The sequence below is a fragment of the Chryseobacterium hagamense genome (genome assembly GCF_007991455.1).
Lineage (GTDB): Bacteria > Bacteroidota > Bacteroidia > Flavobacteriales > Weeksellaceae > Chryseobacterium > Chryseobacterium hagamense.
The window spans coordinates 1-14,194 of the sequence record NZ_BJYJ01000049.1; the positions used below are offsets into that span (position 1 = coordinate 1).

Below are 14,194 nucleotides of genomic sequence, written 5' to 3' on the forward strand. Positions count from 1 at the left end.
CAAGCCACCGATAAATCAACCTGCACCGGTTGCACCTGCGAAAGGCAACGGTCAGGCCCCGGCTCCGAAAGCACCGTCAAAGGCCCCCGGCTCACCGGCCGCCTCCAAACCTGCGTCCCAGAAAGAAGAAAGCGGCATCCTCGATGCCATTACCGAAAGCGTAAGAAACAAATGGAACGAGCTCTGGGACTGGGCCGAATCCAAAGGCACCGTAAGACCGGATAAGAAACCGACCCAGCAAAAGCCGGAAGGGAAGACGACGAGTGTGGTGGAGGGGCAGGAAGTTAAAAGCATCAATTGCGGAGAAAAATACTGTATTAAAAAAGGTGATAAAGGTGAACTCATAAGAGAAATCAATATACGTCTTGCAGGATTTGATGGAAATGTTCCCAGCGACGAGTTTACGGACAGGACAGAAAAGATGGTGAAACAATTCCAGCGGGATTATATGAAAGTTCCGGAAACAGGAAAAGTTTGCGGGAATGTTTTGAAGGCAATTGATGAGTTTCAAAATAAGTACATGGTTAATTTTGACGATGTTAAATGTCCTTGTGGAAAATGTAAAGGTTTTGGCAATGGTAAGTTTCCTGAACAGAAACAAAATTCAAAGGTTGCAGAACTTTCCAGAAAATATGAGTATCCGGGTATTCACAGAAGTCTTATCTGGGCATTGAGGGCTGCTATGTTTTATACTGCTGTTATTGAAAAAGATATGAAGTACAGTGTAAAATGTATTTTTTCTGGTTATAGATGCCATGAAAACAATAAGCAGCATAAAAGGACTTCAACAAATCATATGGGCAAGGCTTTAGATATACATTTTGACAAAAATGGAAAAAGGACACAGGTTCCAAAGGAAATAGAAGAATTACGGCAGAAAATATTTGTGAAACATCTTGGAAACCAGGTTAGATGGAAAGATAGCAACAAATTTTCACTGGAACCCGGAATTCCTGCTTATAAAGGAGAGTTCATTGCCAGCACATGGATACATTATGACGTAAGACAATTTGAACTAAAGTATTTAAAAGATGAATTTTTTGTAACAGACATAAATGCTGTTAATGGAACAAGTATTGTTGAATTGGCCTTGAAAACAAATAAAGAGACTTGCCGTTGTATGGGCGGAGGAACAACAAAACAGATAAATCCCCCTGCAAATGTACCGAAAGCTCAAGGAAATAATTTTACTGAAAATGATGCGAAGGAGGCTCTTAAGATTATTTACGATAAACATGGAAAAGACATGGCGGTGATAATTGAGAAAATGTACCGAGATGAAACACGTCATTTCCAGTCCGGGCAGTTTAAAGCATGTGGAACAGGAGGTATGGAAGCTTTTGGATCTGCTCCTTATTATGGGTGGGATAAAAATTTTTTTGAAGCAAACCCGGAATTTAGACCTGTAGGAATTTGGAGTGCTTTTGAAAACAAAGGTATGAGCGGACAGGGCGGTAACAAGCAAGTAACAGATAGAAAAAAAGAGTTTGTCGTTTTTCCATCTGTACTGGCAGGAATGGAATTTAAAGTATTTTATATAAATAAGTATAATGGCAACTGGGCAAGGTGGCACTCTACTAATGAAGCAGTTCAGGAAGTATATAAAAAACATATACAAAGTATACGAGCGAGATTTGTAAACGAGTTTGAGAAAAGTAAATAAATTAAAATGATAAAACTACTAAGACTATTTTTTGTTTTACTCCTTTTTTCTTGTAAAGGAGAATCCGGGAGAAAGGAGAAAACTGATAGTATCTCTGCTAACAATCAAAATGCAGCTATTGTTTCATCTGCTAATAAAAAACCGGTTGATTGCTATGATTACATTACCGAGTTGGTAAGAAGCAGCAATTTCCCTTTTGCAGAATGGAAAGTAAACAAGGAAAAAGTAAATCTGATTATTGATGAAGAAAACAGTGAGATCATATCCTGTAAACTTGTTTTTGATACACAAGGAACCGGAACCATAGGCTGGATAGAATATCATAAAAAAGATGGGAAGTTATATAATACCTCCGCTGAGCTTGAGAGCCCTGTGGAACTGAAATATAATAAAAAATGGCAAAATCTTTTTGATGCTTGTTTATCTGAAAACAAAAAGAGCAATCCTGATAAAGTAACGCAGACTAATTCTGAAAATTTAAAAGAATTTTATGATAGGTGTACACAACTTATTCTGCCAAACAGTTATGATTATGATGCCATAATTGAAGAAAAAGGTTTTCTTCCTATAGATAAAAAATACTATCAAATTTTTCCTGTTGAACATCAGGATAATTATAAAATGGCAAAACTCCCGACAAATGATCATATCAAACCGGTGATTTTAATTACATACAATGAAGCCGGACAATCGACTTGGTATTTATTTACACTGAATGACCAATACGTCCCTGTTTCCAATATTATATTGTACACAAGTGAAGAGCTTGACAATGGTACGTCGAGAGCAACTACTTACAAGATATCTAAAGATTATAAAATAACCATAAGCCAGGAATCTGGAGATAAAGTAATAAATAAAAAAGCTTATACTATTTCAAAAGATGGAAAGTTCGTTTCTTAATAATCAAGAATCTGGATAAACAAGTCTAAATAGTAGTCTATTAATGCACAAGATCGTTTTTCAATTATTTACCATTTTATTATTCGTATTGTATAGCTGTAGCAAAAACAAAACGGGTAATAATACGGTTGACCGCATTGAAAATAAAAATCAGACTGTACCGCAAACCGATTGGTCCGGCAAATGGATTTATGAGAAAAAATCAGAAGATGCCGATGTACCTGAAGAGCAGTTTACCCTGACCATCGTTCAGGAAGGAAACCGGATAAAAGCGCAATACTGTGCGATAGCCAACAGCGGTGGAAAGATCGATTGTGAAAGCACAAAGGAATATAACGTTTCAGGTGAGGTCCGGGATGGAAAAATCACAGGAGAGTTTTTTAGTTTTTTTGATTCTTCAGGAAAAAAAGGAAGATTTGAAATTGCTTCTATAAATAACAATGAGATCCAATGGAAAGTTATCAGCCCTCCCCAAGGAACCTTCTATGCTCCGGATCGCTGTACGTTGGCAAGAGAAACCGGAAGTGTTCAGGCCAAGAATTCTGAAAATAAATCAGTAAACCTTCTGCCGGTTGATTATAAAGATCTGGAAAGTAAAGTGAAATTTGTGAGTCAATCCGAAGAATGGCTGCAGAAATCATTTATGAAAAAATTTGATCTTACAGCTGACGGAAGTGCCGAAATCTTTTCAAAAGATGGTTATGAAGTATATCTTATTGAAAATATGGGAGGAGACAGCGAACTGGTTTATCTGATTTCCGTTAAGGGAAAGTCCGTAATGGGAGGAATCAATGTTGCAGATAGTAACGGTGACAGCAGTACGGTAAAAACATTTTCCATCAATGAAAAATATGAAATCTCAATTTTTGCCGAAACGACTGGTCATCGGAAACTATCGGAAAAATATGTTTTTGACAAAGGTGAATTTAAAAAGTATTGATGCTGATCAAATTTGAGAATTGATTTAATATAGAAAATCTATAAGTAAATCAGTCATTTTAAAACACTCCTACACAAAGATGAAAAGATTTATTTTATATTTTGCACTGTTTGCCGGCTGTTCCCAAACTGCTGATCAGAAACAGATTACTCATAAGGAAGAACATCAGATTACCAATGAAATTGATGAGAAATCTTCATCAGTACAAAATAGTTCCAGCCAAAAGACACGCGGTACATTTGACACCTATGTAAACAATCAGGCTTTCTTCATCAAAACTTTTGATATCAACAAGGATGGAATTGCGGATAAGGTAGTGAGCAACATAGCCTACCAGGGAGAAGATTTGTTTGTATTTTTTGGAAATACGGCTGGAGGCTATGGTGAGGTGTTGGAAACGACGAACTTTTCCGAAGATGGTGGGAATATCATTAAAGATATTGTTGAAATTCCCGGCAGTAAAGGTTTCATGGTGAAAACTTATTTTCCTGACCGGGGATATTACGAGAAAGAATTTTATATTGTTCCTGACAACAATACCTGGATTCTTAAACATACCATCTACAAAACCATGTCGGATGTTTCAGACAATGCGGTAAAATATATTTGTGATGTCACACAGAATATCGACATTACGAAATCCGGTTGGTCAGAAAAGCTTAAGCCTATTCCTGATGAAAATGAAAGAAGCAAAAAGTGCCGTATGGAAAATGCTGGAAATTCTATCAAACAATATGTTATTCAGGATCCGGATGGATATACCAACTTGAGAAAAGATAAAAGTACCTCGTCACCAATTTCACAAAAGATTAATTCCGGAGAAAATATAGAGGTTATCAATAATACAGGAGACTGGTTCTTAATAAAGACCAAAAAGGGACTTACAGGCTATGTTCATAAAAGCCGGGTACAGGTGAATTAAATTTAACGGTCATTTTCATGATATTTTATCAATTGCTATGAAATCAATAATCTGCTTTATTATTTTATTCCTCAATTTTATCGGTCAGCCTTCTTCACAAAGCCAGGATGATAATGAAAAAGATTGGATTGGCAGCTATCACTTCTCCGCAAAAAACCGGTACGGAATGAAGACCGGGTTTGATATACAGATTATAAAGCTTAATAATATTACCGTAAAGTACAGCGATAGCGAAAGCAAACCAAAGATCTATAAAAATATTAAAAGCCGATTGGTCCAAAAGGATAAGATCAGCATCGCTTTTAATCCGAAAGACAAAGAGATGGGAACAATCTATATAGAAAAACTGGATGACGAATTCTTTATATCGGGAAGTCCGGGTTATTTTATCAACCCGGGAAATGATGATCTTCCTCTAAAGAAAATGAAATGATCAGAAGGACTGCCTAAATTTAGATAATCACACGTGAAAATGAAAAAATACATTACCGCATACCTGCTAATGATTATTGGCTGTTTCAATGTGCCGATGAGGTCTATGAATCAGAATAATGACTGGCAAATCATGGTGGATAAAGAGGAAGTTGCAGGAGCATACGGATCTTTTGTGCTGAATTGCGGGTCCGGTTGTGCGATGACGTACACGGCGGAAAAAGTTCAACGCAGCCTTCCCCGGATAACGGTCACCTTTAGAGTGGAAATGTATCTGGACGAGCAATTATCGGATACTTACTACGAAACCTATGTATTTTCATATGATTCAGCCGGGCGCATCAGGAATATTCGTCTTAAAGGGAAAAGTGAAGATGTATTGAAAAACGGGTTGCCTGCTACCCAAAAATCATTTGAGGATTTTGCTGATGAATTGATGAAGAAAAATAAAAACATCGGAAATCATAAATGACTTGTAAAAGGAAAATGCTTTCTGAATACATATTTTTAATCTATGAAAAACATTTTAAAAGCAGCATTAATCATAGGAGTGTATTTGTGCTTAATCCTTGTATTGAGTTGTAATAAAAGCCGGCAGGAGAATCAGCCAAAGGAACCGGCAAAAGCTGATGCAACAGTAAAGCAGAATGCCGAACCTCAGGCAAATAAAGAATATTCCTGTGAGTATCTGCTGAAAGAACTTGTGTTCTCAGGCAACCTGGAAGCTTTAAAGAAATTCAGGGAAACAGCGATAAGAATTGAAAATATTTCAGGCAATAAAATTACCATTGAAGTCTACGCAAAGGAAATGTCGGACCGTACCGGCGAATTGCGTGCCGTTGAAAATACGGTGGCCTGGCTGGAATTTATTCCGGAAACCCGAAAACTTTACGACATTACTGCAGATCCCGAATCCCCTGTTGAACTGAATTACGATAAAACCCTGTTCACCAGGCATTCACTTACTGAATTGTGTGGGATGAAAACCGTTGGATCCCTTCAGAGAAAAACAGAGATTTCCTGTAAAGAAATCACCGGTGAAATGGCATCCGGCCAGGAATGTATCCTGTCTTCAACTACCTTTGAAAAGGCATATAAAGATCTTATTGACCAAAGAGCAGTGAACGATTCAAAATATCTTCCTAAAGAATTGCCGGCCAAAAATACATCCGTTGAAATCAGTAAAAGCGGATTGATGAATATCGATTTTACCATAACTGCGGACCAGGTAAGCATTGAAATGCTTTATGCAGGAGGAACAACCGATATTACTTTTGAAAAATATGGGGATAAATTGAAGAGAACCGTTATGTACAATGCTGACTGACCGTGTTCTGAAGTAAAGGATATATCTGAAATAAACGGTAAACAGATTTAATACGGTAATTTAAACCAAAAGATATGTTCCGTTGAAAATTTATGGTATTTTTGATCAGACAATCAAATTCAAAAATACCGTATGACCAGAAAAAAACTTTCCGGACTTTCATTCATCGCCGGACTGGCTTTATTTTCCTGTAATAAAAATGAAGCAGATCACACAAAGGCAAAACAGGAGTCACCCGTTGGTTCATCACCTGAGAATCAGGCTGCAGCTCCGGTGATAAAGCAAAATACCGAAGCATCCTTCGGAAGCACCGAAGCACCGGAAGAAAAAAAGCCGGAAGCTGAAGTTACCAAAAAATCATTAGAGGGTAAATATACAGCTGTTGCCTGTGATGGCGGAAGGTTCTCTATTGAATTTAAAAATACCGGCGGAAAGCCGGTTTTCAAAATTTTCGATAAAGGAAAAGTGATTGCTACAGGAAATACTTCTGCGGAAATCGACGAGAAAACCGGGGAAATTACGGAGATTGCCATGGGTGAGATCGGAGGCCTGTATGAAGGCGATAAGATTATTATCCAGAATTACGGAAATGCCATGAACGAATTCGATCATTTCACCCAATGTGGCGACAAATACCTGGAATTCACAAAAAGTAAATAGACCATCATTTATCCGGCAATCAGGTTCAGATATAGAAGATTCACCATATTTTTTAGCTGAAGGATTTTCACGGGCTTTTTTGTCAGATATAATTTTTCCTCTAAATTAGGTTGAGCCAAAAACAGAAATCATATGACCATTCATTTTATTCTTTCCGGGGAAACACTGGAGAGCATAGCTGAAGAAATTCATCTCGAAAATCCGGAATACCTTAAAGAATTTCACAATACCCGTTGTGCCAGGGAAGATATTATTGATAAAGCCCTTGTTCCGGGGAAAAAGCTGATGATTCCCGATCCCGGTAAAATCAGAGAATATAACAGCCGGAACGATGCTCCCTTTAAACATCCCAGGTTAAACCCGCAGATCCCCTTCCATCCTGAAAATTTCAGCAGGATCTTCTCTGTTGTTAATAAAGATACCGAGGATAATGGATTAGAAGAAAAAAGCAATACGCTCACCTATACGGTTTCTTTGAAATGGTTGCGGAAAGAAGAAGATCATCATCTTTTTCAGATCTTCAAAAATAACTTTTCGGAAGGAAATGGCAGCATGATGGCCGATCTTGCTTCGGAATCGATCCGTTCCCTTAATCCGGTTGAAGTAAGGACTGACTTTAAAGGAAATGTACTGCAGGTATCGCTACCCGAAGAGACCCTTAAAAATTTCGGAAAAATAAAAGAAAGGCTCACCGATCTTTTTCCGGATGAGTATGCAAAAATATACCTTGATGAATTTGAGACGGTGGTGCTTGCCCGGCATCTGTTCAACCTACGGATGAAAGAAGATGTCTTTATCAAAACCTACTTTGCCGCTCTGCGGAACCGTTTTGAAAACGGAAAATCATTTCTCAGACAGTCGGTGGGTGAAGAAAATATTCCCCTGGATATTCAGCAGCAGGTGGAAAGCCCGGATTACGATCAGGAAATTGTTCTGATTCAGAACTCGGATCCGGCGGAAACAGACCAAAGCTTTACCGGAAAATATAGGCTGGATGCAGAGGCAGGGATGGTAAAAGAAATTGAAATCGATTATACTATTTCTCTGTCCGGTGTTAAAAACAGCAGCTTTCTTACAATGCGTGAACTTTCTTAAATCATTTAATATCAAAAGGATATTAAGGGTGTGTTAAATCTACTATCGTAGAATTACGACATCAAATCGTAGAATTACGACAAAATTTAAAATTGAGATTTAAAAATTTTTAAAAAGAAAATGCCCGTTTTATCTTTGTATCACAATCACTGAATCACAAAATATTATTAACGTTTAAAATTTACAAATCATGGCAGCAAATTCAAGAGGAATCTTAAAATTCAACGGTGGCGAAGGCCAAAAATTATTAAAACTGAACTACAGTGTATCAAGATCTACGGATGTTTCCGGTAGGGTTGCTTCAGATCCATCGAATGCACTAATTAAGCTTACTGTAGAAGCTACTGAAAAATCAGACATCCTGGAAAGCTTACTGAACGGTAAATACAAGCCGACAAAAGGAGAAGTTACTTTCAACAAATCCCATGAAGAAGGTACGCTGATTACCCTGACCTGGGAAAATGGTTACGTTATCCAACACGAAGTCGATTTCGATGCAGTAGATGACAACAGCATGCTGATCAGCTTCGTGGTAAGTGCAGAAACCATTAATTACGGTAATTCGGCTTTCGACGGTCTTTGGCCATCAGTATAAAAACAGATGATGTACATCACACCCTATAAAAGACTGTCCTGTAAGACGGTCTTTTTTTAACTTAACCCGTAAAAATATGGTATGCAATGAATAATAGTGGTATCTCACATTCTTAAGACATATTTTTATATTTTCCGAAAAATCAATATCTTAGTAAACAGTAAAACTCAATTGCTTATGGATTGATTTTTGCTGCCTTTCAGCGGATAAACCCGATGAATACACCAACATCATACAGAATATTAATTTGAGAAAAATTATACAATGGGAGTACTAGTAACCAACGAGACGGTAAAACAGCTTTTTCATATTGCACAGTCGATCGCAAAGGAAAATTACAATGCCACTTTTGGGGCACCGCATATCCTGCAGGCTTTAATGCATAAGGATATCGGCCTTAATGAATTTCTGAAAAGCATCGATAAAGATCCGGGATATTTCTATGAGTGGGCAGATGTGCGGATAGAAGATTATCCCAAAACCACCCATTTGCCCGATGATGTACGGGAAGATGAATCAGTAGACCAGATCGTGGAAGAAGCGGATGACATCCGGCTGAAACTCGGCCTGGATGAAATTACCCCGGTCTGCATCCTTACAGCCATTGTAAAACCGCAGGTGGCCTTTACCTTGCAACAACTGAAGTCGCTTCCGCTGAGGGAACACGAGATTTTTAATTTGTACCGGAAAGATACGCCATATGAAAGTTCCGGAAATGCAGAGTTTTCGTCTATCTTTTCAAATGGTTCCGAATATTCGGACAATTCTTTTCCTTCCATTAAAAGTTATTGCGTCGACCGTACGGCCCAGGCCAGAAAAGGAGAGATCGAAAACATCATCGGACGGGATAAAGAACTGAGGATGCTCGTAGAAATTTTATGCAGACGCAGCAAACCGAATGTAATTATCATCGGTGAGCCGGGTGTCGGAAAAACGGCGTTGGTAGAAGGTTTCGCTATCGAAATTACCAGAGGGAATGTTCCCGATATGCTTAAAAACGGGACTTTGCTTGAACTGAACACCGGTGCTTTACTGGCCGGAACGTCTTACAAAGGCGAAATCGAAGACCGCCTGAAAAAGGTAATCAACGAATGTAAAAAGATTGAAAAAGCCATTCTTTTTATCGATGAGATCCATACCCTGCTGGATCCTAAAGGAAGTATCGGAAATGTGGCGAATTTACTGAAACCTGAACTGGCAAGAGGCGAAATTACCGTTATCGGAGCCACGACCCAGGAAGAATACAGAAAGATTATTGAGCCGGAACAGGCCTTCAACCGCCGTTTTGAAGTATTGACCGTCAATGAGCCGGATGAAAAGACCTGCGTTAAAATGATTGACGTTCTTTTGGACGGCTATAAAAAACACCATGGCATTGAAGTGGAAAAAACGGCCCTTCCGGAATGTGTAAGGCTTGCAAAAAGATATGCTAAAGGCAAAAAGCTCCCCGATGCGGCCATCGACCTTCTGGACCGTACCATGGCTGCCATCAAAATGCTGGACGAACTATCCGAAAAAGAACTGGAAAGCTGGAAAACAAGCTATGACGAAATCCTGAAAGAAGAATTTTTTGAAGAGAAAGATAAAGCCGACGAACTGATCTGGACCTACAATCTACTGAGAGACAAAATCAGCCCGATCCTATGGGGGGCGTTAAGTGAACAGCCGCAGATCGACAATTCGATGCCCGTTGAGCATATTCAGAAAACCATTGAAGATACCTATGTGGAACTGTTACGGCATGCTTCCGTGAAAAGGGAAAAGGTGGACCGCCTGGAACTGGCCGCCGTGATGGCCGCCAAAACCAATATCCCGATCGGAAAGATCCAGGCACAGGAAAAAGAAAAGCTCCTGAACATGGAATCGCTTCTGATGAACAGGGTGGTGGGCCAGGATCATGCCCTGAAAATTCTTTCGGATGCGATTGTTGAAAACCGCAGCGGACTGAATAAACCGGGACAGCCGATAGGGTCATTCTTCCTTCTGGGGCCTACCGGAACAGGAAAAACCGAACTGGCCAAATCCATGGCAGAATTGCTTTTCAATGATGAAAAGGCCATGGTGCGATTCGACATGTCGGAATTCAAGGAAGAACATTCCGCAGCACTTTTATACGGTGCGCCCCCGGGATACGTAGGATACGAAGAGGGCGGAATGCTGGTGAATAAAATCAGACAGCAGCCGTACACGGTAGTTCTGTTTGACGAAATTGAAAAAGCCCATCATTCGGTATTTGATGTGTTTTTGCAGATCATGGACGAAGGAAAAGTTCATGATAAGCTTGGAAAGGAAGGTGATTTCAGCAATGCGCTGATTCTTTTTACCTCAAATATAGGAAGTGAAGAAATTGTAAAGCAGTTTGAGGAAGGGAAAATCCCGGAATCCAGCTCTTTAATGCAGATCATGTCGAATTCAGGACGGTTCAGACCGGAATTTCTGGCAAGGATTACGGAAATTATCCCGTTTGCCCCGATCACGGAATCTATTGCAGAACGGATTTTCAATATCCAGCTTAAATCATTGCATACTTCATTAACAAGACTTGGAATGAGCCTGAAGATCAGTGATGAAGCTGTGAAAAACCTGGCTCTGGGCGGATTCAGCAGCAAATACGGAGCAAGGCAGATTTCCGGAGTTATCCGCTCCCAATTGGCAAGACCGATCTCCAAAATGATTGTAAGGGAAGAAGTAAAGCCGGGACAGACGATTCATGTCGACTGGAATTCCGAAGAAGAAAAGCTCAATTGGAAAGTGGATTGATTTTTCAGAACATCAGAACCTTCATCATGCAATGATAAAAAAATGAAAACGAATCTCAGAAATACTTTACTGACGGCAATGCTGCTTATGGCCGCACAGATGATGAATGCCCAGTTTCTTACTGCTTCCGATACCTCGGAGAGCAGCGTAAAAAGATATAAAGGCATCATCAATGCCAATAAGGAAATTGTGGATTTTATTGAATATTCCCTGGTGCAGAAAGGGTTGCCGAGGCATCTGAGGAACCTGGCCCTGATTGAATCCCATTTCAACAGGAATATTACCTCAGGAGCCGGTGCAGTGGGCGTATGGCAGTTTATGACCGCCCATGCCAATCAATACGGACTGACGGAGCAGAACAGGAACGATCTTTATAAAAGTACCAAAACCGCAGCCGTATCTTTAGCCAACCTTTATAAAAAGTACAACAATTGGATAACGGTAGTAGCTGCCTATAATTGCGGTGAAGGAAATATTGCCAAGGCTATGGCTGCTGCCAATTCTTCGCAGTATCATGTATTTTATAAATTTTTGCCTGAAGAAACCATTAACCATGTTAAAAAATACCTGAATGCCTGTTATGCCACAGGAGAACTTCAGGCAGTGCTGAGCAATTATAATTCGTCCAGAATGAATACCGTATTCTTTGTAAAGGGCGGAAGCAAGAAAGATAATTCGCAGTTGGCAGAAACCGATATCAATGCAGGATTTAATTTAAATATCATTGCAGACGAACTTGATGTGGATATGGAAAGGCTTCTTTCCTGGAATCCCGGAATCAACGATGAACTGAAACAGAAAGGTCAGGGCACCTTATACCTGCCCACCGATCTGATGCCCGATTTTTTACTGAGAAAGACTAAAATCCTTTCCAGATCCGTTAAAGAATCAAATACACCAACCATCAGGCAGTAGCCTTTTGAAAATCATGTTTAACCTATCCAAATCACAGGAAATATGAAAACAGAATCACAAGATATAGCAAACAGCCCTTCATTCCGTCCTTCACAGAATGCCGACGGAATCTCCCAGAACCACCATACGGGAATCAACAGGCTGGTAAAACTTTCACTGGTCGTAGAAGGAAAGGTAATCCGTTATTACAAGCATTTTAAACTTACCCAAAGTGCAAGGCGCCATCACGAATTCAGTGTAACGCTGGCCCACGATGCTTTAGGTGACCGGCAGACCCATACCCTGGAAGAAGCCAATAAATTTCTCGGAAAGCGGCTGACTGCCGTTATTTCCTATAAAGACATCGATAACAGTCCGGAAAGAACTTTCGTGGGCGTTATCACGGGAGTAGGTTTCAGCCAGGAAAAAATGAGCCTTGGAAATATTGTCCTGACGGGATACAGCCCGACCATCCTCCTGGACGGTGCGCCTCATGTCCAGAGCTTTGGTGGCGCTTCCCCCGTGAATATGGGCATTATTGCCAATGAAGTGATCAAGCAGGGGCTCGACTCCAGCAGGTTCGATTTCCGGGTGGATACCAATAACTATTCGCAGATTGTTTACAGCAGCCAGTATGATGAAACGCACTACAACTATCTGGCAAGGATGGCGGAAGCCTATGGGGAGCAGTTTTATTACGACGGTGAAGTTTTGCATTTCGGGAAACTCCCGCCTCAGAACAAGCCCATAAAATTAACTTACGGAAGCAGTGCCAACGACATCCGCGTAGAATTAAAGGCTGTCCATACGAAACCGCAGTTCTACGGCTACAACAGCAGCAAAAATGAAAAGTTAACGTCCGGTGAAACACCGATCCAGCATGTGAGTGATCTGGCAAAGACAGCCTATGCCCACAACGATAAAATATTTAAAACCCCGGCCTTACAGGTAGCTCCGATCAAAGCGTCCACCCATCTGGATGTGGAATATTCCCAGAGAAGTACAGCAGGAAGTGAAGCGGTGAACGTATTTTCCGTATCCGGGAATACCACTGTTCCTTTTTTACATCCCGGATGTGTTGTCGATGTGCAGATGAGAAAGGTAGACAGCAATGAGTCTGATTATTTTACCCGGATCATGGTGACGGAAACATCCCATGAGATCGATACCATCGGGCATTACACCGGTAGTTTTGAGGGAATTGCCTCCGATACCGGGTTTATGCCGAAACCTGAATTCAGAACTCCGAAAGCGGAACCGCAGATCGCAACGGTGGTTTCCAATACAGACCCGGAAGGCCAGGGAAGGGTACAGGTCCGGTTCGACTGGCAAAACAGCGATACCACCCATTTTATCCGGATGATGAGTCCGGATGCCGGCGGAACGGATCAGATTACCCAAAACAGAGGCTATGTAGCAATTCCGGAAGTGGGAGACCAGGTGATGGTAAACTTTGTACACAGCCATCCGGACAGGCCTTTCGTGATGGGCGGAATGTTCCACGGCGGGGTCGGCCTTGGCGGCGGTGTGGACAACCGGGTGAAATCCATCCAGACCCGAAGCGGGCACCGGGTTGTTTTTACCGAAGACGAAAGCATCATCATTACCGATAAATCAGGCAACGAAATTCATCTTGACACTACCGGCAGCAACATTACGATCACCGCTCCGGAAACTATGACGCTTAATTGTAAGAACATGAACATCAATGTTGCGGAAAATATGAATACCAACGTAGGGATGAATAAAGCGGATACGGTCGTTATGAACCATCTTCAGAGTGTCGGTGCCATGAAGATGACTTCCGTTGCGGGAGATGCAAGCATGTTCATCACGGGAAAACTGACGGAGATGATCGAGGGGGATGTACACAGTGAAACCAAGAAAGAACGGAACGAGATTTCCCATGAAGACATGAACCTGACTTCCGGTAAATACATCAATAAAAATGCGCAGGAGCAGGTGCAGAATAACAGTGGCGAAAAAAGTAAAAATTACTGATC

Annotated in this window: 13 protein-coding genes; all 13 read left to right on the plus strand. The window is 40.6% G+C overall.

Going from position 1 to position 14,194, the window contains the following annotated elements; translation table 11 throughout:
* Positions 1-1,663 (plus strand): peptidoglycan-binding domain-containing protein (locus tag CHA01nite_RS20630; protein WP_170234784.1); only part of this gene is annotated, 1,663 nt, incomplete at its 5' end.
* A 6-nt stretch (positions 1,664-1,669) separates the two neighbouring features.
* Complete coding sequence (locus CHA01nite_RS19535) at positions 1,670-2,566, plus strand: hypothetical protein (protein ID WP_146944524.1); 897 nt, start codon at positions 1,670-1,672, stop codon at positions 2,564-2,566.
* Positions 2,567-2,609: 43 nt separating this feature from the next.
* Positions 2,610-3,506, plus strand: coding sequence for a hypothetical protein (locus CHA01nite_RS19540; protein WP_146944526.1), 897 nt, complete (start codon positions 2,610-2,612; stop codon positions 3,504-3,506).
* Between the two features lie 79 nt (positions 3,507-3,585).
* Positions 3,586-4,428 carry an SH3 domain-containing protein gene (locus CHA01nite_RS19545; RefSeq protein ID WP_146944528.1) on the plus strand — a complete coding sequence of 281 codons (843 nt, stop codon included), beginning with the start codon at positions 3,586-3,588 and terminating at the stop codon, positions 4,426-4,428.
* A gap of 37 nt (positions 4,429-4,465) precedes the next feature.
* Positions 4,466-4,861, plus strand: coding sequence for a hypothetical protein (locus CHA01nite_RS19550; RefSeq protein WP_146944530.1), 396 nt, complete (start codon positions 4,466-4,468; stop codon positions 4,859-4,861).
* A 39-nt stretch (positions 4,862-4,900) separates the two neighbouring features.
* Complete coding sequence (locus tag CHA01nite_RS19555; RefSeq protein ID WP_146944532.1) at positions 4,901-5,332, plus strand: hypothetical protein; 432 nt, start codon at positions 4,901-4,903, stop codon at positions 5,330-5,332.
* Positions 5,333-5,434: 102 nt separating this feature from the next.
* Positions 5,435-6,187 carry a hypothetical protein gene (locus tag CHA01nite_RS19560; protein WP_146944534.1) on the plus strand — a complete coding sequence of 251 codons (753 nt, stop codon included), beginning with the start codon at positions 5,435-5,437 and terminating at the stop codon, positions 6,185-6,187.
* 132 nt (positions 6,188-6,319) lie between these two features.
* The gene (locus tag CHA01nite_RS19565) at positions 6,320-6,847 is read left to right on the plus strand and encodes a hypothetical protein (RefSeq protein ID WP_146944536.1); all 528 of its coding nucleotides are present in this window, start codon (positions 6,320-6,322) and stop codon (positions 6,845-6,847) included.
* A gap of 132 nt (positions 6,848-6,979) precedes the next feature.
* Entirely contained in the window at positions 6,980-7,942 is a 963-nt protein-coding gene (locus tag CHA01nite_RS19570) for a hypothetical protein (protein ID WP_146944538.1), read from the plus strand.
* Between the two features lie 190 nt (positions 7,943-8,132).
* The gene (gene tssD, locus CHA01nite_RS19575) at positions 8,133-8,537 is read left to right on the plus strand and encodes a type VI secretion system tube protein TssD (protein WP_174771842.1); all 405 of its coding nucleotides are present in this window, start codon (positions 8,133-8,135) and stop codon (positions 8,535-8,537) included.
* A 264-nt stretch (positions 8,538-8,801) separates the two neighbouring features.
* Positions 8,802-11,297: an ATP-dependent Clp protease ATP-binding subunit gene (locus tag CHA01nite_RS19580; protein WP_146944543.1), complete on the plus strand. Its 2,496-nt coding sequence runs from the start codon at positions 8,802-8,804 to the stop codon at positions 11,295-11,297.
* Between the two features lie 42 nt (positions 11,298-11,339).
* The gene (locus CHA01nite_RS19585; RefSeq protein ID WP_146944545.1) at positions 11,340-12,212 is read left to right on the plus strand and encodes a lytic transglycosylase domain-containing protein; all 873 of its coding nucleotides are present in this window, start codon (positions 11,340-11,342) and stop codon (positions 12,210-12,212) included.
* A 42-nt stretch (positions 12,213-12,254) separates the two neighbouring features.
* A complete protein-coding gene (locus tag CHA01nite_RS19590) occupies positions 12,255-14,192 on the plus strand; it encodes a type VI secretion system Vgr family protein (protein ID WP_146944547.1) in 1,938 nt (645 codons plus the stop codon).
* Positions 14,193-14,194: the final 2 nt, after the last annotated feature.